Origin of the sequence: Streptomyces aureocirculatus, from assembly GCF_000720475.1 — a bacterium.
GTDB classification, from domain to species: Bacteria; Actinomycetota; Actinomycetes; order Streptomycetales; family Streptomycetaceae; genus Streptomyces; species Streptomyces aureocirculatus.
The window spans coordinates 35,248-56,503 of the sequence record NZ_JOAP01000012.1 but is presented as its reverse complement, the minus strand read 5'-3'; the positions used below and the strand labels follow the sequence as shown (position 1 = coordinate 56,503).

The following is a 21,256-nucleotide window of genomic DNA, read 5'->3' as shown; positions in this document are numbered from 1 at the left end:
CTGGCAGGAAGAAGTCGTCTCGGCGCTGGACGCCTGGGTGGCACACGAGGGCGTAGCTACTCGGGAGCCACGGTGGCGCCCGCTGGGGCGAGCGGTGCGAGGCCGCAAACCCGGAGAATACGTAGTTGACGTGCGCGGGTCCGAAACCGGGACGGACCAGCTCCAGGGGGACAGTCTGCGACTGGCCGGACCTGATGAGAGCGACATTGACGCAGGTTACTCCGTGCTCGACGTATACAGGGACGGCACCACGCTTCGAGTGCGTGTTCCGGAGTTCGCAGACCCGGCGGATCCCTGTCTGTGGATGAAGCCGCAGCCCACCGGATTCCTCGTCAAGGCGCTGCGGGAAGGCATGGCCTCGCTCGCCGATGCTCCGCTGGCCCATCTCATGGCCCGAGGCGAGGCGGGCACGGGGCGGCTTGCTCCCATTGGGCTGCCACCCGGCACGCTCTTGCCGGCCCAGGATCGCGCCTATCAGGCATGCATGGGCGAGGGTCTGTGGCTGGTGTGGGGGCCACCGGGTACTGGCAAGACCACAGTTCTCAAACGCGCCATCAGCGATCTCGTCGCCCGGGGGAAGCGGGTCCTGCTGGTCTCGGCCACCAATATCGCTGTGGACAACGCCCTGTGGGGCGTGGTGAAAGAGCGACGACATGGCGATGGCGAGCTCGTCCGCGTGGGGCCACCTCACCTGCGGGAGATAGCGGAAGACGCGAGTGTCTGCCTCACGCTGATGGTGCGCCTCCGATTGACCGAAATCGTTGAGCGCCGCCGTGCTGTCGCCGCTCAACTGGTCGAGGCTCGGGAGCGGGCCCGGCAGTTGGAGGAGCTGGAGCGGAGCCTCACGGACTTCGACGCTGTGGCGTACGCCGCGGACCGTGTCCGACTCGATGATCCTGCCCGAGCTTCCGCGGCTTTGGAGCAGATGCGCGATGAGGCACGCCGGGATGCCAAGGACGCGGAGGACACTGCCGTACGGCTGGAACGGTCCTACCAGGCCGCGCTCGAAGCGGTGAGGGTGACGAAGCAGGCTCAAACTGACTGGAAGTCGTACGACGAGTATCAGGAAAGCCTGGATCGACTCCGTCTGGCAGTGACCGACTTGGAGGCGAAGGCACTGGTCGCCGGCGGTGAGTGTGTGGCGGCTCAGGAGCTCGTGGACGGCCTTGAACAGATGAAGGGCTTTGCGAGGCGCCGGGCAAAGCAGGAACGGGAAACTGCGCGCACTCGACTGGAGACGGCGCGCGCTGACGCGCACCAGGCCGGTCAGCAGGCGGTGGACGCCCGGTCGGTCCTGGCCCGGCAGGAGGACGCCGTCGCGACGCAGCTAGCGGAACTCGGCGCTCGGATTCCGTTCAGCAAGCAGGAAATCGCGCTCCGGCAGACGACCCTGCAGAAGGTGGGGAAGGCCCTGGAACAGGCCCGGCGACACCATCTGGCGGCGGGCGCCAACCTGGCCGTTCTCGCCAGGGAACTTGGGCTTTCCCAAGCGGCTGAAACTCGTGTCGAGGAGGCCGACCGACTCGGCCACCCCCGACGCCATGCACAGGTGACGGACCTGAAACCTCGGGTGGCGGAGGACCAAGAGTACCGGTCGGCGCTGGAACGCCGTCATCGCGAACTCCAGGAGGAGTACGACAAGTTTGCGCGTGACGCCCAGGGTGAGATCATTCGCGGTGCCAAGGTTGTTGCCACTACCCTTGCCCGCTTCCGTACCACGAAAGCGGTCTTCGAGGGTGAATACGACGTGGTCCTGGTCGACGAGGCCGGGGCCGCGACCTTGCCCGAGGTCCTCCTTGCCGTGGGAAAGGCGAAGACCACTGCGGTCCTCCTTGGGGATTTCATGCAGCTCGGTCCAGTACTGCCGCAACTCGACGGAAGCAAGCGGCCCGACGTTGCCCGCTGGATCCTGCGTGAGGTCTACGAGCACTTCGATATCGAGTCCCCCACGGCGGCCGTGAATCACCAAGGCTGCGTCGTACTGGATGTCCAGCACCGCTTCGGCCACGACGTCATGAGTCTGGCGAACTCACTCGCGTATGACGGCGTGTTGAAATCCGGCCCAGGTGTTGAGCAGCGTGCAGCACGGCGCGCCTCGGACGACCCCGAGATCGTGATCATCGACACCGACGGGCTGCAGAACCTCGCCCAGGTCCACCGCACCGGCCGTCGCAAGGGATGGTGGCCGGCCGGCTCCCTGCTCGCACGAGCCCTGATCGACCTGCACGGAGAGGACGGTGAGGAGGCCGGTGTCGTGACGCCGTACCCGGTGCAGGCCGAAGCAACCTTGGAGGCGCTCCGGGACAACGAGGGTGTCGGCAGTCGGCTCGCCGAAGTCGGAACGGCTCACCGATTCCAGGGGCGCGAGTTCCCCGTAGTCATCTTCGACACCGTGGAGGACGACTACGGTGACGGCCTCTGGATGTCCCGGGCGTCCCGGGCTCCTGGAGCGTCGGCCTGGGAGCGCAATGGGGTACGACTTTTCAACGTCGCCGTCACCCGTGTTCAGACCAGGCTTTACGTTGTCGGAAGCCGAAGGCGCATTCTTGCTGCGGGCGAGCAGACCGCCATGGGCAGGCTTGCTGCCCTCGTCGGCGACCGACGGGTCCGCACGGTTCCGGCCACTCATCTGATCGCCCCCGGCGAGCGGCCGGACATCCCTCTCGGTCCGTTCGGCACGCGTCTCGCCGACGTCCTCTCCCGCCATGTCGAGGTCTCCGACGTCGACGACGAGATCTCGTTCTACGAGATATTTGCCGCACGGCTGGCCGAAGCGCGCAACTCCTTGTGGATCTGGTCTCCGTGGACTGCGAAACGTCTCATCGGGCTGCTGCCGGTGCTGGACGAGGCCGTGCGCCGAGGAGTGCGTGTGACGGTTTTCGTCCGTGATCCCTACGACACGGGTCAGAAGAAACAGGCCGACTTGGTCAGGCAGCTTCGGGCAGTGGTGCAGACGGTCGTCCCCGTCAACGTAATGCACCAGAAGATCGTCGTGATCGACGAGCACACGGTTCTGCTGGGGAGCCTCAACTCTCTCTCGCAGAGCCGCTCACGTGAGGTCATGCTGACCATCAAGGGCGGCCACTTCGCACGCAAGATCCTGACTCACGAGCATGCGGAGGACTTTGCCAAACCTCCTCGGTGCGATGCATGCAAGGGGGAGGAAGTGGACCTGCGCCGCCGGGCCGACGGTTCCTGGTACTGGCGATGCTTCAACCGGATATGCCCAGCGCGGCGAGGGAGTCGGGCGTGGGAGAAGGTTGTTCGGTTTAAGTCAGGGGCACGGCGCTAGCTGGGTCAACCTCGATGAGACAAGACCGCCCTGCGGCTGCCTGGTTCACGGCGGCTCGTTGAGGTTCTCGGTCGAGTCCTGGTAGGCGCGGGTGGCGCGGACGAAGTAGTCGAAGAGCACCTCGCGCTCCTCCGGGGAGTAGTCGCCGATGATCGCCCCGATCGCCCGGCGGGCGGGGGCCAGGACCTCGTCGAGTCTGCCGGGCCTGTCGATCGGCTCGATGATGACCTTGCGGCGGTCGTCGGGCGAGGGCGCCCTGCGGACGTATCCGGCCGCCTCCAGACGGTCGATGAGGCGGGTGGTCGGCCCGGTCGTCAGGCCGGTGCGCGTGCCCAGTTCCCCGGGGGTCATCGCCCCGGACAGTTCCAGGATGTTCAACGCGTACAGGTCCGTGGCGCCCAGGTGGCACGCCTTGGCGCCGGCGTGGCCGTGCAGCATCACCGCACTCAGATACTGCCGGTAGATCTTGCTCGCATCCTCGGGCGTTGACACGGGATGCTCCCCTCTCTAATCTCTTCCTAAAGGAAGATAAATCTTTACCGAAGAAACGTCTTGCGGGAAGTTACCTCTGAAGGTACCCCGCCACAGCGAACGGTCCAACCAGAGCGAACGGTCCAAGGTGCAGACCGACACGCTGGTTCGCCAGGCCGACGACACCCGTCCGATGAGGAGCATTTCCGTTGTTTGCCGCTCTGTACTGGATCAACGCCGTGCTGACCCTCGCGGCCCTGCCGCTCTGGCTGCTGGCCGGGCAGTTGACCGGCCGGTTACGCAAGGCCCGGACCCTGGGCCGGTTGCGGCGCACCTCCTGGGCGGCGCTGACGGCAACGCTCCTTGCGCTCCTGCCGACCGCCACCACGGCGGCGCTGATCGGCGGCGCGCTGGGCTCGTACGGGACGGTCGTGATGGCCGATCGGCTGTACGTGCAGTTCCCGATGATCCTCGCCGCGCTCGCGGTCGTCCTGGTGAAGGGACTGCCCGGGCTGTGGCGCACCGCCAGGGTCGGCGGTGATGCGGCCGAACCCGTGCCGGTCGAACGCGCCCGCGCTGCCGCAGGACCCTGGCTCGTCGTCCCGGTGCAGATCAACGCCGTGGTCACGGCCATCAGCCTCTATCTGTGGTGGATCTCCCCGCCGCTCGGCAGGAGCGCGATGGTGTGGTGGGCGGTGCTGCTCGTCGCCGCACTGGCCCTGGTCGTCCGGCAGCGTCGGCGGCGCGACGCTCTCGGCTCGGAGAGCGGGGGCGTGACTCGTCTGGTGTCGGTGATGCGGATCGCCGCCGCATCCGTCGTGGTGTTGGTCGTGGTCGGCGGCGGACTGGTCTGGTCGGCCGAGCGGAGCAGGCTGCCCGAACGCCACTCGGCCAACGGCCACGGCGACTACGACCTCGGTGGCGGGCCCGACGTGCCAAGGGCGGCCGCCGGTCATCAGCACGCCGTACCCGTGGCCGCCTCCGGTCGGAGCGTCGACAGCCTCACCGAGCGGGACCTGTCGGGGCCGGTGCGCCGCTTCACGCTCACCGCCCGCACGGCCAGGATCCGCCTCGACTCGGGCCGCACCATCGACGCCTGGACCTTCAACGGAAGCTCCCCGGGCCCCGAACTCCGCGTCCGCCAGGGCGATCTGGTCGAAGTCACCCTCGTGAACGCCGACATCGAGGCCGGGGTGACCCTGCACTGGCACGGCTACGACGTGCCCAACGCCGCCGACGGAGCCGCCGGCGTCACCCAGAACGCGGTGGCCCCCGGACACCGCATGAAGTACCGGTTCCGGGCCAAGGACGCCGGCAGCTACTGGTACCACTCGCACCAGCAGTCGGCCGAGCAGGTACAGCGCGGCCTCTACGGGGCACTGATCGTCGAGCCCGGGCCCGTGAAGGGGGCCGACATCGCTGTGCTGTACCGCGAGTGGGGTACGGACGCGGTGGCCGGTGGGGCGCGGGTCTTCGGCACGTCGGACGGTCTGCGGCGGCAGCGGATCTCTCCCGGCACCCCGGTGCGGCTGCGGCTGGTCAACACCGTCAACGACCCCGTCGACCTGACGCTGGCCGGCAGCCCGTTCCGGGTCGCCGCGATCGACGGCGGTGAGCTGCACGGCCCCGGTGAGATCCGTGGCAAGGCCCTGCCGATGGCAGCCGGCGGCCGCTACGACCTGACCTTCACCATGCCCGCCCACCCCGTGGAACTCCGGCGGGCCGACACCGGGGGTCCGGCCCTCGTCCTCAGCCCGGACGGTCGGGGCCGCGCACCGGCACAAGCGACGAACGGCACCTTCGACCCGGCTTCCTACGGCACGCCGACGGCCACCCCGTTCGGCCCGGGCACCCGCTACGACCGGCACTTCACCCTGAACATCGACTCCTCGTTCGGGTTCTTCGACGGGAGGCCGGCGCTGCGATACCGCATCAACGGCCGGGTCTTTCCCGACATCCCGAACATGGTGGTCCGCGAGGGCGAGACCATCAAGATGACCTTCGTCAATCGCAGCGACGCCGACCACCCCATGCACCTGCACGGGCACCACGTCCAGGTCCTGACCCGCAACGGGAAGCGGGTCACCGGCGCCTCCTGGCGGGCCGACTCCCTGAACGTGGCACCGGGCGAGACCTATGACGTCGCCTTCAAGGCCGACAACCCCGGCCTGTGGATGGACCACTGCCACAACCTGTTCCACGCCAAGGTCGGCATGATGCTCCACCTCGCCTACGCCGGGGTGACCACCCCCTACGATTCCGGCACCGCCACCCCCAACCAGCCCGAATAGCGGTGCCGCCAGCCGTTGCCGTACGTCCGGGCAACGTCAGCCCAGGACCAGCAAGGTCGCGATGGCCGGCCCGAACGCCCCGCCCAGTTGGTAGCTGAGGGCGAAGAGACCGATGGCCGTGGGGCGCTGGGCGTCGGGCGTGGCGGTGGCGGCGTGCATGGAGAGGGTGGCGTTGGCGCCGGTCGCCGTGAACGCCGCCGCGCCCGCCGCGAGCAGCAGCAGGGGGCCGGACGTCGCGAAGACGGCGGTAACGATCGCTGCCGCGCCCACCGTGACCAGCACCACGCGCACCGCCGTCCTGCCCATCCGCGCCGCGTTCGCCGCCAGCAGCCACGACAGTGCCGACGCCGTCAGCAGGGTCACCAACTGGCCGGTGCCGATCGCCCCCTTCGACCAGTCCGCCCGGTCCCGCAACAGGCTCGGCACGGTGAAGAGCAGGGTGAAGTATGTGGTCGACAGCGCCCCGCCGAGTGCCGCGGAGATGAGGAACAGCGGCGAGCGCAGGAGCTGGACCGGGATGAAGCCCCCTGGGCGGCGGCGGATGTGCCGGGTCAGGAGGGTGCCGGTCAGCAGCGCGGCCGCCAGCGCCGGGAGCGGTGTCGTCGGCAGCAGGATCAGCGACGTCGCCAGCGCTATGAGCAGTGCCGCCCCGCGCGCGTCGAAGCCGCCTCCGCCCGGCTTCGTCCCCCGCGTGTACCGCGCCACCGCCGGTACGGCGAGCACCGCCACCGCCGACACCCCGAACGCCAGCCGCCACGACACCGCGTCCGTCAGCGTCGCCCCCAGCAGCGGACCCGCCGCCCCGAGGACACCGAACCCGGAGCTGATCACGCCCATCCTGCGTGCGCTCCCCGCCAGGTTCATCGCCGCCGCCACCAGGCCCGCGCCGCCCAGCGACTGCGCCACCCGGCCCGCCAGGGCCACCGGCAGCCACGGCGCGACCGCCACCAGGGCCGTGCCGCCGAGCACCAGCGCCGTGCTCAGGCGCAGCAGCGGCTGAAAACCGCGCCGCCGCAGCAGCGCGGCCAGCAGCGGCGTGCCCGCCGCCATCCCCCAGGCGAAGGCGGTCACCAGCCACGTCACCGTGGCCGTTCCGACTCCCAGGGAGCGCGCCATGTCCGGCAGGATCAGTACGGGGGCGTTGGCCCCCGCCGCCACCGGAGCCGCCAGCAACGCCAGCCATACGACCGGGACTTGGCCGGGCTTTCGTTCCCTTCCGGCGACGGTTGTGCCGGTGGGGGTGCCGGTTGGTTTGGGTGCGAGTGCGGGTGCGGGTGCTACTGGTGCGGTGGTGCTGGACATGGTGACCCCCTGGAGCGGGACGGGCTGAGCACGGTGGAGGTGAGGGAGGGCTGCGGCTGTGCGGCCGGGCGCAATCGTCTTCGCCTTCGTTTTCTGAAGGCTAAAAGTCTGAACGTTGAGATAAAAACACGGGGTTTCGTTCAGCGTCAAGTGTCTTAACATTGAGAGAGTTGGGTGTGGGGTGGGAGCGTGGAGTGTGGAGCGCGCCGAGCCCGCGGAGACCGCGGAGCCCGCGGAGACCGCGGAGCCCGCGGAGACCGCGGAGCCCACGGAGACGAGAAGGAGGCAGCCATGAGCGACGCCGTGGACGCGATCGTCGGGCAGTGGGAGAAGGAGCGGCCCGAGCTGGCGGACGATCTCTGGCCGGTCCAGTTGATCGCCCGGGTGCAGCGGGCGAACCGGATCGTCGAGCGGGAGCTGAAGGCGTTCTGCGCGGAGCACGGCGTGGAGGTGGGCGAGTTCGACGTCCTGACCACGCTGCGCCGCTCGGGGCCGCCGTACGCCCTGACCGCGGGCGCCTTCCTCAAGGCCGCCATGGTGACCTCCGGCGCGATCACCAACCGCATCGACCGGATGGAGGTCAAGGGCCTCGTCGAGCGCGTGCGGGACACCGCCGACCGGCGGACCGTCAAGATCAGGCTCACCGGGCGGGGGCAGCAGCTCACGGACATCCTGATGGCCGGTCATCTGCGTAACCAGGCCCGGATCCTCGGCGGCATCGACCCCGCGGAGATGGACCGGGCCGTCGTCGTGCTGCGTACGTTTCTGGAGCTGCACGGCGACACGTCGATCACCTGATGACGTCCCGGCCGCCTGGCGGCGCCCCGATCGGCTGACGGCATGTCGATCACCTGACGGCCGTCGCCGCGGGCCGGGCGGGACCGGTGCCGGGAGTGGTCCTCGTGGCCCGTGGGGCGCGGGCACCCTCGCGGGAAGCCCGCGGCGCAGAAGCATGGAGTGCCCACGGTGGCTGAAATCCCGCCACCGCGGCCCCCCGCAACCCTCCGCCCCACGGAAGCCGCAGTCCGGTGCCGCCGCCCGGACCAGGCGTTATCTCCCGCCGTCCGGACGAAATGCACGGATTATTGCCGCCATGTCATGGCGGGGGCATGGCAGTCGTGTTACGTCCGAACACTGCCCTTGTGGGTTTCCTATGGATCGGTCAATCTTTCGTCGGCGACAGCGAGTTGAACACTGATCAACTTGGCGTGACCTGTCTCCCAAACGTTGTCATGCCCTTGTCGCATCCCCCACCAGCGCACCACCGATTGAGGAGGACCCCTCAGATGGCAGTGATGCGTCACCCCCGCCGAAGACTGGCCGGTATAGGCACCCTCTCCCTGACCGCCGCCACGGCTGTCGCCCTCGGTGTCGTCTCCGCGCTCCCCGCGAGCGCGCAGCCGCAGGCCGCCGAAGGCCGGATCCAGTACGCCGGTGCCCCCGGCGCGATCGCGAACAGCTACATCGTCACGCTCGACGCGGACGCCGCGAAGGCCGACTCCCCGGCCGGCAGGGCACTGGCCAAGAAGCACGGGGCTGAGATCGAGCGTACGTACAAGAAGGTCCTGAACGGCTACGAGGTGCAGGCCTCCGAGGCCGAGGCGAAGAAGTTCGCCGCCGACCCCGCCGTCGCCTCCGTCGTGCAGAACCGGACGTACACGGTCGCCGCCACCCAGAACAACCCGCCGTCATGGGGTCTGGACCGTATCGACCAGCGCAACCTCCCGCTGGACCAGAAGTACACCTACCCGGACAAGGCGGGTGAGGGCGCCACCGTCTATGTCATCGACACCGGCGTCCGCAAGACGCACCAGGACTTCGGCGGCCGTGCCGTCGACGGCTACGACGCCATCGACAACGACAACGTCGCGCAGGACGGCCACGGCCACGGCACGCACGTCGCGGGCACCGTCGGCGGGATCGCGCACGGCGTCGCCAAGAAGGCGAGGATCGTCGGCGTCCGCGTGCTCAACAACTCGGGATCGGGCACCACCGCGCAGGTCGTCGCGGGCATCGACTGGGTGACACGCAACGCCACCAAGCCCGCCGTCGCCAACATGAGCCTCGGCGGTCCGGCCGACAGCGCGCTCGACACCGCCGTACGCAACTCCGTCGCCGCCGGCATCACCTTCGCCGTCGCCGCGGGGAACGAGTCCACCAACGCCTCGACGCGCTCACCCGCGCGCGTCACCGAGGCCATCACCGTCGGCGCCACCACCAACACCGACGCCAAGGCGAGCTACTCGAACTTCGGTGCGGTCCTCGACCTGTTCGCCCCGGGCTCCAACATCACGTCGGCGTGGAACACCAATGACACGGCGACCAGCACCATCTCGGGTACGTCGATGGCGTCGCCGCACGTCGCGGGCGCAGCGGCCCTGTACGTCGCCGAGAACCCGACGGCCACCCCGGCCCAGGTGTCCACCGCCCTGACCACGGCTGCGACGCCGAACGTCGTCGGCAGCCCCGGCACGGGCTCGCCCAACCGCCTCCTGTACGTGGGCGGCGGCGGCACCAACCCGCCCGGATCGAAGTTCGAGAACGGCGCGGACTTCGCCATCACCGACAACGCCACGGTCGAGTCGCCGGTGACGGTCACCGGCGTCGACGGCAACGCCCCCGCGGCGCTCGCCGTCCCGGTCGCCATCAAGCACACCTACGTCGGTGACCTCAAGGTCGAACTCGTCGCCCCCGACGGCACCGCCTACGTCCTGAAGAACTTCGGCACGGGCGGCAGCGCGGACGACATCAACACCTCGTACACCGTCGACGCCTCGTCGGAGACGGCCAACGGCACCTGGAAGCTGCGGGTGACGGACAACGCGGCCCAGGACGTCGGCACCCTCGACTCGTGGGGGCTGCAGTTCTGACGCCGCGCGGTAGCGGCACCGAGCGGTACCAGTAGGTGACTTCGCCCCCGTGGAACGGCCCCGGATCCCCGGACCCGGCCGACCGCGGGGGCGCGGTCATGTTTGCGGGTGGGAGTGCCAACCACTGTCGTGGGAACGTTAGTTGATGGCTATAACGCGTGAAAGGCCCTGCGTAAAGCCCTGCGCGGCAGGAAATCATCACTTCGAGTGATTCTTTGGCCTAGGGTTGCGGCGAACAACCCACGGTTGCCAGGCTGTTGCTGTCTGTCAACCTGATGGGAGTGGCCAGTGACCTTCGGTGAGCAGCCGGCGTATCTGCGCGTCGCGGGTGATCTCCGCAAGAAGATCGTCGACGGTTCGCTGCCTCCGCGCACCCGGCTCCCCTCGCAGGCCAGAATCCGCGAGGAGTACGGGGTCTCGGACACGGTCGCTCTCGAAGCCCGCAAGGTGCTCATGGCCGAGGGCCTGGTCGAGGGCCGCTCCGGTTCCGGTACGTATGTGCGCGAGCGCCCCGACCCCCGCCGCATCGCGCGTACGGGCTTCCGCGGCCCCGGCGTCTCCACCCCCTTCCGGCAGGAGCAGGCGGCCGAGAGCGCCCGCGGCACCTGGGAGTCCCGCAGCGAGCAGGTGGAGGCGAGCGCCGTGGTCGCCGAGCGCCTCGACATCCGCCCCGGCGACCGGGTGATGTGCACGAGGTACGTCTTCCGGGACGCGGGCGAGGTCATGATGCTCTCCACGTCCTGGGAGCCCCTCGCCGTCACCGGGCGGACGCCGGTGATGCTCCCGGAGGAGGGGCCCCTCGGCGGCTGCGGCGTGGTGGACCGCATGGCCGCCATCGACGTGATCGTGGACAACGTCGCGGAGGACGTCGGCGCCCGCCCCGGCCTCGCCGAGGAGTTGCTCGCCCTCGGCGGTGTGCCCGGCCATGTCGTTCTCGTCATCCGCCGGACCTATTACGCCTCGGGGCGCCCCGTGGAGACGGCCGACATCGTGGTGCCCGCGGACCGCTATCGCGTCGCCTATCACCTGCCGGTGCGCTGACCGCCGACGCGCGGCGGGGTCGGAGGCGGCTCCGGGTGCGGTGGCGGAGGCGGTGGCGGCGGTATCCGGCCGTTCTTGTGGCCGGTCGTTGTCGGGGCTCCCGGTGTTCGAGGGGGCGCCGGGCGGCTCCCGGCGGCCCGGACCGTCGGTGACCCGCCGTGCCATCGGCGTGAGCGGGGCGCACGTCGCCCGAGGGCAAGTCAATAAACCGTAAACCAGGGGGAGTTACGGCTCGTGGGAGCCGTGCGGGATCGCTACAGGGGGCGCGCCCAGGAAGATGCGCCCCCTGTACGCTGGCCGATTGCGTATCTCTTTGTGCAAACTCGTATCCGCTCCGTAAAGGTCGGGCGTAAGGTCGGGCATATGCGGATTGCGGTTTCCTTACAGATCGAGGCGTGGGGCGCGTCGGGGGCGGGGAGCGGAGGGACGGCATGAATGACGGAACGGTCATACTTCCCTGGCTCGTGATACGGCAGGACGACAACGGCAACCGCTACCGGGTCGGCAGGTACGCGACCAAGGCCGAGGCCCAGAAGATGGCCGACAGCCTCGGCGTTCGCGGCAAGGAGAAGCTCTACTGGGTGGAGCGGCTGAGTCCGAACGGCGGACGGTGAAGGCCGTAGGCTCCGCCGTATGACTGAGCTGATCGCGGTGGTGGGTGCCGCGCTGTACGACGAGGGGCGACTGCTCGCCGCCCGCCGGAGCGCGCCCGTGGAACTGGCCGGGCGCTGGGAGCTGCCGGGCGGCAAGGTCGAGCCCGGGGAGCGGGGCGAGGACGCGCTGGTGCGCGAGCTGCGCGAGGAACTCGGGGTCGAGGCGGAGTCGCTCGGGCGGGTGCCTGGGGAGTTCGAACTGGGGTGCGGTCATGTGATGCGGGTGTGGCGGGCCCGGCTGCTCGCGGGTGAGCCCCGGCCCCTTGAGGACCACGACGAACTGCGCTGGTTGCGTCCCGGGGAACTGTGGACGGTGGACTGGCTGCCCGGCGACGTCCCGGCGATCCAGGCGCTGATCGACTCCTCGTCGGAGCGTACTGGGGGCTTCTCGCCCGGCTCCTCCTCGTAGGACCTCAGGTCAGACTTCCCGGCCCTGGTCGAACCTTCGTCCCCCGGACGAACCCTCGCGGCCCTGCGGTCGACCCCTCGGGCCCTGCGGGCGAACCTCGGACCTCTGACCGACTCCGCGTGTCGGAGCCCCGCGCAGATGTCGCACATCCGTCCCCCTCGGGGTGTGGAACCCCGGGGCCCGCGGTGTCACAAGGCATTCCATGGCGCCCGGGCAAGGGGGCGCGCGAGGTGAGGGGGGGACAGTTCAAGCGCCCCCTACGCTATTCGTGTCACTGTGACCCCGTGGACACGGTAGTCCGGCCGGGATATCGGGTATGTGCCCATTAACCCCATGAAACCGGACATAGGTCCGCCGCTGGCCTGGGAAGTGATCGGCGTGATCGACACCGAAGGCGACTGCGCCGAGTGGGCTTTCCCCGCGGACCCCGGAGCCGTGCGCACGGCCCGGGCCGTGGTCCGCAGGCAACTCGGCGAGTGGGGTCTCGGCGCCCTCGGTGATGTCGCCGTGCTGCTCGTCAGCGAATTGGTGACCAATTCCCTGCGGTATGCCTCGGGCCCCATCGGCGTGCGCCTGGTGCGCCCGCCGGGAGCGGGCGGCATCCTGCTCGTGGAAGTCTCCGACCCGCTCCCGGACCCGCCGAGGGAACGTGCCGCCGCCCCCGACGACGAGGGCGGACGAGGCATCCAGCTCGTGGCACGATCGTCCCGGCGCTGGGGTACCCGACCGGGACGAACGGGCAGCGCGGGGAAGACGGTGTGGTTCGAGCTGGTGCTGCCCGGATAGAAGACAGGTGGCGCCGGTACGTACAAGTGCGGGGGACGAGCACAAGGCGGACACGGGCCAAAAAGCGTTGAGTCCGTGCTGTGATCGTGAACGGCGTGTGGCCCCGCACCGTAGTGCTGGATACTGCGGGCAGCCACATCCGGTGACCGGTGCCGGACGCGGTGAGCTGGAGGGGACGGTTCGCGTGAGCGAGATACCAGCGAAGGCGACGGGTGCGAAGCGGCCTGTGGCGCGGGCGGGCGGCGCCCTGCCCACCCGGCCGGTGCCGGGTCTGCCCGGAGCCGGGGGGACACCTCGCTCGGCGGATCCGGCGGGGGCCCCGGACGCGGTGGACGGCACCCGGGGTGCCGCGGGGGCCGCGGGCGCGGCGGCCGCCGGTCCGGAGGGCGACCCCGAGGGCTCCGCGACCGAGGACGCGCCTGGCTCCGCCGGGGACGCGCCCGGCTCCGGCTCCGGTACGCCTGGCTCCGCCGGGGACGCGCCCGGCTCCGCCTTCGGTACGCCCGGCTTCGCCGAGGATGCGCCCGGCTCCGCCTTCGGTACGCCCGGCTTCGCCGAGGATGCGCCCGGCTCCGGCAGCGATGCGCACGGTTCCGCTGGGGACGCGCCTGACTCCGGCTCCGGTACGCCTGGCTCCGCCGGGGACACGCCCGGTTCCGCCGAGGGGCCGCTTGTTCCCGCCGAGGGTGGGCCCGGTTCCGCTGGGGACGCGCCTGACTTCGGCGTCGGTGGGCATGGCTCCGCTGAGGACGCACCCCGTTCCGCCGGGGACGCGCCCGGCTCCGGCAGCGATGCGCACGGCCCCGCCGGGGACGCGCCCGGCTCCGGCGGCGATGCGCACGGCTCCGCCGGGGACGCGCCCGGCTCCGGCAGCGATGCGCACGGCCCCGTCGAGGACGCGCCCGGCTCCGGCAGCGATGCGCACGGCCCCGCCGGGGACGCGCCCCGCTCCGGTCGCCGTACGCCCGGCCCCGTCGAGGACGCGCCCGGCTCCGGTCGCCGTCCGTCCGGCCCCGCCGACCGCAGTGGCGCGGGCCGCGTAGGACCGGGCACGTCCGCCTCGGCACACCCGGGTCGGCCGGGGGACGTACCGCAGCGGGCCGGTGGTGTCGGCGCGCGTCGCCGGGGTGCGGCGGTCGCGTACTCCCCGGTCGACACCGGCCCCCTCATCTCGGACGACATCGCCTGGCAGGCCAGCCCCCCGGGGTCCATCTACGACTACATCAAGGTGGCGTCCTTCTCGATCGGGCCCGACGGCCTGGTCGACCAGTGGAGTGTGCGCGCCGAGCGGCTGTTCGGTGTGGCCGCGCAGGACGCCGTCGGCAAGGACCCGATCGAGGCCTTCGTCGCCCCCGAGCTGCGCCGCAGGGGCCACCGCAAGATGGCCGAGATCCTCGACGGCCGGGAGTGGACCGGGTCGGTCCCCTTCCGGGTGCCCCCGGCCGCTCCGGGCCCGGCCGACGCCGGTTCGGACACCGCCGACGCTCCGGCCACCCCCGGCCTGGAGGGCATCGCGGAGGTCTATGTCATGCCGGCCAGGACGGCCGACGGTGAGCGCTCCGCGGTGTGCATCGTCGTCGACGTCCGCGCCCTCCGGCAGATCGAGAGCGATCTTGCCGCATCACAGGCGATTTTCGGGCAATCTCCCTTCGGTTTCCTGCTGTTCGGTACTGACCTCACGGTGCAGCGGGCCAACCACCGCTTCGCCGACGTCTTCGGCGGCGCCGTCGAGGACCACCGCGGCCGGACCGTCCACGACTATCTGCCCCGCCACGAGGCCGACCGCATGCAGGCCGCGCTGCACCGCGTCCTGGAGACCGGCGAGGCCGTCACGGACATGCAGATCGTCGGCCCGGCCCCGGGCGGCAACGAACGCCGTCACTGGTCCATCAACCTCTACCGCGTGCACAGCGGTTCCGGCCGCCCCATCGGCATCGCCTTCCTCGGCAGCGACGTCACCGGCCGCCACGCCGCCGCCCGCGAAGCCGCGCACGCCCGCCGCAACCTCGCCCTCCTGAACGAGGCGGGCGCCCGCATAGGCAACTCCCTCGACCTGGAGACCACCGCCCGCGAACTCCTCGACGTCGCCGTCCCCGGCTTCTGCGACCTCGCCTCCGTCGACCTCTACCAAGGGCTCCTCGACGGCGACGAGGCCGTGAACGTCCGGCAGAGCCTCGCCGACGGCAGTGCCGAGCTGCGCCGGGTCGCCTTCGCCAGCGCCGTCGCCGACGCGCCCTTCCCCGAGGGCACAGGCCCCGTCGAGGTCGGCTCCGTACACCGCTTCGGCTTCAACTCGCCCTGCGCCGACGCGCTGCGCGCCGCCCGCCCGCGGCTCATCGCCGCAGGTGACGACAGCGGGCCCGCCCGCCGTCTGACCAGCGGACTCATCCAGTCGACGCTCGCCGTGCCGATGGTCGCGCACGACACCGTCGTGGGTCTCGCGCAGTTCTCCCGTACGAAGGGCAGCGAACCGTTCGGCGAACGCGACCGCGCGCTCGCCGTCGAGCTCGCCTCGCGCGCCGCCGTCTGCATCGACAACGCCCGCCTCTACCGCCGCGAGCACGAACGCGCCCTGATCCTGCAGCGGTCCCTGCTCCCGCCCGGCGATCCCGAGGCCGCGGGGCTCGACATCGCCTGCCGCTATCTGCCGGGGAACGCCGCCACCGAGGTCGGCGGCGACTGGTTCGACGTCATCGAGCTGCCAGGACACCGCACGGCCCTGGTGGTCGGCGATGTCATGGGGCGCGGTCTGCGCGCCGCCGTCGCCATGGGCGAGCTGCGCTCCGCCGTCCGCACCCTCGCGCTGCTCGACCTGGAGCCCGCCGAGGTGCTCTCCGCGCTCGACGAGATCGCCCGCGGCCTCGGCAGCCCGCAGAGCCCAAGGGACGCCCGGCGCTCCGGGCCCGCCCGCGGCGGCGACGGCGACGACCTCGCCGAGGTCTACCTCGCGACCTGCGTGTACGCGGTGTACGACGCCGTCACCCGCCGCGTCACCTTCGCCAACGCCGGGCACCTGCCACCCGTACTCGTCGAACCCGGCGAGAGCGCGCTCATGCTCGACGTGCCACCGGGCATGCCGCTCGGCGTCGGCGGCGAACCCTTCGAGGAGGTCGAGGTCGACCTGCCGGACGACGCGCTGCTCGCGCTCTACACGGACGGCCTCGTCGAGTCCCGCGACCACCCCCTCGACGAGGGCCTGAACGCCTTCGTCGGCGCGCTCACCGACCCCGCGCAAGCCCTTGAGGACATCTGCGACCACGTCCTGAACACCCTGGACACCCACCACGGTGAGGACGACATCGCCCTCCTGATGGCCCGCGTGCAGGGGCTGCCCGCCGAGCACGTCGGCGACTGGACGCTGCCGCGCGAGCCGCAGTCCGTGGGCCGCGCCCGCGAACTGGCCTGCGAGCGGCTGCGGGAGTGGGACCAGGACGGGCTCGTCGACACCGCCGAGCTCCTGGTCAGCGAACTCGTCACCAACGCCCTGCGCTACGGCGAGGGCGAGATCCGGCTGCGGCTGCTGCTCGACCGGACCCTGGTCTGCGAGGTGTGGGACGCGGGTCTCGTCCAGCCGCGCCGCCGCCGTGCCCGCGACACCGACGAGGGCGGCCGCGGCCTCCAGCTCGTCGGCCTGCTGAGCGCCGCCTGGGGCTCACGCCGTACGCCGCGCGGGAAGACGGTCTGGTTCGAACTGGCCCTGCCCGACGGGGACGCGCAGCCGATGGACCCCGCGGAGGCGCTGATGAGCCTGTTCTGACCCCGGCCCCCGCGGGGAGGGGGCCGCACGTCTCCGGGAGGGGGCCTCACGTGGTCGCCTTCAGCGCGGCGAGCCGCGCCTCCACCTCCGCGGTGTCGCCCAGGCTGTCGAGGCGCTCGAACTGCGCGTCCAGCGAGGACGCGGCGAGCTCCGCACGGCCGAGCGCCCGCGCCTCCTCCCGCCGCACCTTCTCCTCGAACCGGTTCAGCTCGCTCGTCGGATCGAGCACGTCGACGCTGCGTGCCGCGTCCAGCATCCGGTTCCGCGCCTGTGCGGACTTCGACCGCGCGACCAACTGGTTCCGCTTCGACTGCAACTCCGTCAGCTTGATCTTCATGGTGTCGAGGCCGTCCTTGAGCCTGCTGACCACGTCGGTCTGCGCGGCGATGGACGGCTCGGCGTCCCTCGCCTCCTTCTCGGACCGCAACTGCCGCCCGAGCGCCACCTTGGCGAGCCCGTCGAACCGGTCCGCCTCCGCGGCGCTCCCGTCCGCCCGCAGCATGTCCGCCTTCCTGCTGGCGGCGAGCGCCTTCGCACCCCACTCCGCAGCGGCCTCCAGGTCCTCCTTGTGGTCCTGTTCCTGGAGCCGCAGATCGCCGATCGTGGTCGCGACGGCCTGCTCGGCCTCCCGGATGTTCTCCGTGTAGTCGCGGATGAGCTGGTCCAGCATCTTCTGCGGGTCCTCGGCCTGGTCGATGAGCGCGTGCACATTGGCCCGCGCCAACTGCGCCACGCGCCCGAGGATCGTCTGCTTGACCATGGCTGTCTCCTTGTTCGGGGCGTGCGAGGTGTCTGGGGCCTGCGAATTGTTCTGGCGGCGTACGAGGCCTACGAGGCCTACGAGGCGTACGGGTACGGGCGTGCTGCGGGCTTACGAAGGTCAGAACCGGCCCCCTCCACCCCGGCGCCCCCGCGTCCCGCCCCCGCCGAAGCTCCCAGGACCGCCCCCGCCGGAACCACCGGACCCGCCCCCGCCGCCGAACCCGCCCCGGTTCACGCCGCCCAGGATCTGCCCGAGGACGATCCCGCCGAGAACGGCCCCGCCCGCGCCGCCGCCCCCGCCGCCGTACGGATTGCCGTACGCCCGCACGTCCCGCTCGGCGAGTGCGTGTGCCTCGCGGGCCAGGGAGTCGGCGCGCTGGGCGTCGGCGAGGGCGGCCGCGGGCCCGCTGGTGCCCGCGGGCTGCTCCGCAAGGGCCAGGTGCCGCTGCCCCTCCGCGAGCCGGGTGCGGGCCTCGCTGCCCACGGCGCCGCGGTGCGTCGTCACATAGTCCGAGGCGGCCGCGACGGCGCTGCGGGCGGTGAGGAGTGCCTGGCCGAGCAGGGAGCGGGCGCGTTCGTCGGCGCTCTCGCGGGCGCGCGCGCCGGTGAGCGCCGCGTCCAGGGCCGCGTCCGCCTCCTCCACACGGCGCAGGGCGTCGACGGGGTCGGGGCGGCCCGCCGTCAGGGACCGCCGTACCTCGGCGAGCACGGCCTCCACCCGGGCCACCCGGCCGCGCAGCTCACCGGTCGGCACGCCGGTACCGGTGCCCGACAGGAGTCCGCGTGCCTCCGCGAGGTCGGCCTCCGCCTCGGCGAGGGCGCCCGGCAACCTGCGGGACGCCTCGGCGAGTTCGGCGGCGAGGCGCTCCACGGCCGTCACGAAGGTGCCCGCCTGGTCGACGGCGCCCTCGGCCGCGCGCAGATGGACCGCGGCCCGGGCGTGGTCGGCACCGCCCACCGCTTCGCGGGCCCGGTGCAGTTGGGCCGACGCGAACACGAGCCGGTCCTCGGCCTGGGCGAGGTTGCCGAGAACCGCTTCGGTGGCGCCGGGGGCGTACGCGGCGCGCGCGTCCTTGAGGGTGCTCCCGGCGGCGTCGGTGCGCGCCTCCACCTGCCGGAACACCGTCTCGGCGTGCTCCAGCGCGGCGGGCGCCCCGCGCTCCAGGGCGCGCAGCTCGTCGAAGGCGGCGGCCTCGGCGTCCAGGCGGCGCCCCGCCTCCGTGCAGCGGGCGACGATCTCGTCGAGCATGCGGCGGCGCGTCGCGTCGTCCTCGGGGTAGGCGTCGTCCAGGCGCTGGCGGAGCCGGAACGCGGCCGTCAGCTCGTCGCGTGCGGCGGCGACGGCGGCGGTGAACGGCTGTGCGGCGTCCTCGCCGAACTGGGCGGTGGCGAAGCCCAGCTCCTCGGTGCTGGTGCGCACGGCGTCGTCGGTCTCCACCAGGAGGGCCCTGGACCTGGCGTCGAGTTCGGGCAGCGGCACGGGCCCGGGACCGGCGGCCGCGCCCGGTGTCGTACGGGTGGCGAAGCGCCGTTTCCTGCGCCGGTACGCGGCGAGGGCGACGGCGCCCGCGACCCCGGCGGCGACCACCGGCAGCGCGAGGTCGCCCGCGACGCCGTCGTCGGCGGCCCGCCCGCCCCCGCCGGGGTCGGCCTCGCCCGGCGTGACCGTCGGCGTCGGCACGGACCGCCCGTCGAGCGCCGCCGCGTACCCGTTCGCCGCCCCGACCGCGGCCCCGGCCCAGTCGCTCCGCCGCAGCGCGGGTTCGACGGCGGTGCGGGCGACCTCCCGCATCTGGGCGTCGGTGAGCGGGGACCCGGCGGCGACCGTGTAGGCGTACCGGCGGTCGTGGGTGGCCACCGCGAGCAGCACGTCGTCGTCACCGAGGCCGTTCCTGTCGGCGGTGGCGTCGGCCCAGCCCTGCGCGGAGCGGCCGGAGAAGTCGCGTACGTACACGACGAACAACTGCACGCGCTGCTCGTCGTAGAGCTGATCCAGGGCCGCGGCGACGGCCCGGCCGCGGTCGCCGAGCGCGCCGGTCCTGTCGGTGACCTGGCCGTCGCGGTCAAGGCGTACCGGGTCGTCGAAGGGCGCCGCGGGCACGGCGGCGACGGGCGCTGCGGGCTGCGCGGACGCCGTGGGCGCCGACGGCGGGAACCAGCACGCGCCGAGCAGCACGGCGGCCGCCGCCCGCGCGGATATGTGCGACGGGGCGCGGGAGGACGGCGTCACATCGGTCAGCGTATGACCCGCTTTGTCCGCCCGCGACCGGGGGCACTCCGGGTGCGGTCGACGCGCTACGGCTGTACGAAGCGGACCTCGGGGAAGCGCGGCGACGGGCCGTCCAGGAGGTGGTTGTCGCGGCCGCGGAGCCAGCGGTCGAAGAACGCGGTGGCGTAGGCACGCTGGGCGGCGGTGGCGCGGGCCGGGTCGACGGTGCCGATGTTCTTCTCGACGACGTCGCGGCCCACTCCGGCCTGCGGCAGGACCGCCGCCAGGTCGGTGTACGTCTGGTGCTTCGCGCCGCGCAGCGTCAGGTCCCGCTTCCAACCCGTGCTGTGCTTCCAGAACGGGGCCCAGGACGGCTCGGTGGTGTGGTCGCTGCCGTCCCGGCCCATCAGGACGAACGGCCGGTCGAGGCCGTGCCGGGCGACGGGCATGAGGTTCGTGCCGTTGGGTTCGCCGTTGTACTCCAGGGTGCCGTCCATATTGAGACCCGCCCGCACGCGCTTGTCCTCGTACATGGTCTCGGCGGTGGCGATCCCGCCCGCGGACTGCCCGAACATGCCGACGCGCCGGGTGTCGACCGCCTCGCCGAGGCCGTGGGGCAGCGACGTGAGCCGGTCGAGGACGAACTTGTCGTCGGCGACGCGGACCGTGAGCACCTTCTCCAGGAGCTGCGGCATCCCCTCGGGCCCGGCCTGCGCGAGCGCGTCCCGCACGGGCTTGTCGTCCGTCACGGAGCCGTCGGGGAACTGCACGCCCGGCGACTCATAGGTGTGGTCGACGGTCACCACGACGTAGCCGCGGCTCGCCATCTCCTCGGCGAGGGACGTGCCCCAGGTGCGCGGGTCGCCCGCGCCCGCGCTGTACACGAGCACCGGCAGGCGTCCCCCGTGCCCTGACCGCGCGACCGCCCTCTTCAGGGGTGCGCCCTCACGGGCGTGCGTGCGCATGCCCGCCCAGTCGACCGCGCCCGAGGGGATGCCGTGCCGCTCCGCCGCGCCCCAGCGGGCCGCCGCTCCCGCGGCCATGTACGGCGCGAGACGGTGTCCGCCGGTGGCCCGCGCCGGGTACCAGACGCTCACCATCAGCTCCCGGTGCGGCCGCGACGAGACCCACGGGTCGGGCCGCGAGGCGTCCACCAGGCGGGTGGAGAACGTGCCGACGGCGTGCGGTCCCGTCGGCGCGGGCAGCACGGCCCGCACCCCCGGCCGGTCCGGCACGGGAGCCCCCGCCGCCCCGTGCGCGGCGGCGGGCGCGGCGGCCCCGGCGGCCAGCACGGTCGCCACCGCGAGGCCCAGGGTGAGCGCGCTCCTGCGGGAACGGGTGATACGAAGATCGATGAGGTCCATGCCTCCATGCTGGCGTCGCCGTACGCCCGCCACCATGGAGGCAATCCGG

Annotated in this window: 14 protein-coding genes; 9 read left to right on the top strand and 5 right to left on the bottom strand. The window is 71.9% G+C overall.

The window, feature by feature from the left end:
• Positions 1–223: 223 nt before the first annotated feature.
• On the top strand, positions 224–3,292 hold the full coding sequence (locus IG78_RS0113500) for an AAA domain-containing protein (RefSeq protein ID WP_225882079.1): 3,069 nt from the start codon (positions 224–226) through the stop codon (positions 3,290–3,292).
• A 45-nt stretch (positions 3,293–3,337) separates the two neighbouring features.
• Here IG78_RS0113500 and IG78_RS0113495 read toward each other — a convergent pair whose 3' ends face one another.
• Entirely contained in the window at positions 3,338–3,784 is a 447-nt protein-coding gene (locus IG78_RS0113495) for a MarR family winged helix-turn-helix transcriptional regulator (protein WP_030562643.1), read from the bottom strand.
• A 188-nt stretch (positions 3,785–3,972) separates the two neighbouring features.
• Here IG78_RS0113495 and IG78_RS0113490 point away from each other — a divergent pair, with 188 nt between their 5' ends.
• Positions 3,973–6,054, top strand: a complete 2,082-nt coding sequence (locus IG78_RS0113490) for a multicopper oxidase family protein (protein ID WP_051852604.1) — start codon at positions 3,973–3,975, stop codon at positions 6,052–6,054.
• Positions 6,055–6,090: 36 nt separating this feature from the next.
• Here IG78_RS0113490 and IG78_RS0113485 read toward each other — a convergent pair whose 3' ends face one another.
• Complete coding sequence (locus tag IG78_RS0113485) at positions 6,091–7,356, bottom strand: MFS transporter (RefSeq protein WP_030562639.1); 1,266 nt, start codon at positions 7,354–7,356, stop codon at positions 6,091–6,093.
• A gap of 291 nt (positions 7,357–7,647) precedes the next feature.
• Here IG78_RS0113485 and IG78_RS0113475 point away from each other — a divergent pair, with 291 nt between their 5' ends.
• The 7 genes from IG78_RS0113475 to IG78_RS0113445 all read left to right on the top strand — a co-directional run bounded on the left by IG78_RS0113475 (position 7,648) and on the right by IG78_RS0113445 (position 16,872).
• A complete protein-coding gene (locus tag IG78_RS0113475) occupies positions 7,648–8,154 on the top strand; it encodes a MarR family winged helix-turn-helix transcriptional regulator (protein ID WP_030562637.1) in 507 nt (168 codons plus the stop codon).
• 488 nt (positions 8,155–8,642) lie between these two features.
• Entirely contained in the window at positions 8,643–10,226 is a 1,584-nt protein-coding gene (locus IG78_RS0113470; protein WP_030562635.1) for a S8 family peptidase, read from the top strand.
• A gap of 288 nt (positions 10,227–10,514) precedes the next feature.
• Positions 10,515–11,267, top strand: a complete 753-nt coding sequence (locus IG78_RS0113465) for a GntR family transcriptional regulator (protein WP_030562633.1) — start codon at positions 10,515–10,517, stop codon at positions 11,265–11,267.
• A 431-nt stretch (positions 11,268–11,698) separates the two neighbouring features.
• Positions 11,699–11,881 (top strand): SPOR domain-containing protein, encoded by a 183-nt coding sequence (locus IG78_RS0113460; protein ID WP_030562631.1) that lies wholly within the window; start codon positions 11,699–11,701, stop codon positions 11,879–11,881.
• A gap of 19 nt (positions 11,882–11,900) precedes the next feature.
• Complete coding sequence (locus IG78_RS0113455) at positions 11,901–12,329, top strand: (deoxy)nucleoside triphosphate pyrophosphohydrolase (RefSeq protein WP_051852603.1); 429 nt, start codon at positions 11,901–11,903, stop codon at positions 12,327–12,329.
• 333 nt (positions 12,330–12,662) lie between these two features.
• A complete protein-coding gene (locus IG78_RS0113450) occupies positions 12,663–13,115 on the top strand; it encodes an ATP-binding protein (protein ID WP_199813258.1) in 453 nt (150 codons plus the stop codon).
• A 184-nt stretch (positions 13,116–13,299) separates the two neighbouring features.
• A complete protein-coding gene (locus tag IG78_RS0113445; RefSeq protein WP_430739015.1) occupies positions 13,300–16,872 on the top strand; it encodes a SpoIIE family protein phosphatase in 3,573 nt (1,190 codons plus the stop codon).
• A gap of 46 nt (positions 16,873–16,918) precedes the next feature.
• On the opposite strand, the gene IG78_RS0113440 is transcribed toward IG78_RS0113445, so the two are convergent.
• The 3 genes from IG78_RS0113440 to IG78_RS0113430 all read right to left on the bottom strand — a co-directional run bounded on the left by IG78_RS0113440 (position 16,919) and on the right by IG78_RS0113430 (position 21,207).
• Positions 16,919–17,632 carry a PspA/IM30 family protein gene (locus IG78_RS0113440; protein ID WP_030562623.1) on the bottom strand — a complete coding sequence of 238 codons (714 nt, stop codon included), beginning with the start codon at positions 17,630–17,632 and terminating at the stop codon, positions 16,919–16,921.
• A gap of 120 nt (positions 17,633–17,752) precedes the next feature.
• Positions 17,753–19,864, bottom strand: coding sequence for a TPM domain-containing protein (locus tag IG78_RS0113435; protein ID WP_404827695.1), 2,112 nt, complete (start codon positions 19,862–19,864; stop codon positions 17,753–17,755).
• Between the two features lie 65 nt (positions 19,865–19,929).
• The gene (locus IG78_RS0113430) at positions 19,930–21,207 is read right to left on the bottom strand and encodes an alpha/beta hydrolase family protein (protein WP_030562619.1); all 1,278 of its coding nucleotides are present in this window, start codon (positions 21,205–21,207) and stop codon (positions 19,930–19,932) included.
• Between the last annotated feature and the right edge of the window lie 49 nt (positions 21,208–21,256).

Excerpts from the sequence above, each read along its gene's own strand:
- IG78_RS0113470 (WP_030562635.1), top strand. The coding sequence starts at position 8,643 with ATGGCAGTGATGCGTCACCCCCGCCGAAGACTGGCCGGTATAGGCACC.
- IG78_RS0113455 (WP_051852603.1), top strand. The coding sequence starts at position 11,901 with ATGACTGAGCTGATCGCGGTGGTGGGTGCCGCGCTGTACGACGAGGGG.
- IG78_RS0113485 (WP_030562639.1), bottom strand. The coding sequence starts at position 7,356 with ATGTCCAGCACCACCGCACCAGTAGCACCCGCACCCGCACTCGCACCC.
- IG78_RS0113460 (WP_030562631.1), top strand. The coding sequence starts at position 11,699 with ATGAATGACGGAACGGTCATACTTCCCTGGCTCGTGATACGGCAGGAC.
- IG78_RS0113440 (WP_030562623.1), bottom strand. The coding sequence starts at position 17,632 with ATGGTCAAGCAGACGATCCTCGGGCGCGTGGCGCAGTTGGCGCGGGCC.
- IG78_RS0113430 (WP_030562619.1), bottom strand. The coding sequence starts at position 21,207 with ATGGACCTCATCGATCTTCGTATCACCCGTTCCCGCAGGAGCGCGCTC.
- IG78_RS0113475 (WP_030562637.1), top strand. The coding sequence starts at position 7,648 with ATGAGCGACGCCGTGGACGCGATCGTCGGGCAGTGGGAGAAGGAGCGG.
- IG78_RS0113450 (WP_199813258.1), top strand. The coding sequence starts at position 12,663 with ATGAAACCGGACATAGGTCCGCCGCTGGCCTGGGAAGTGATCGGCGTG.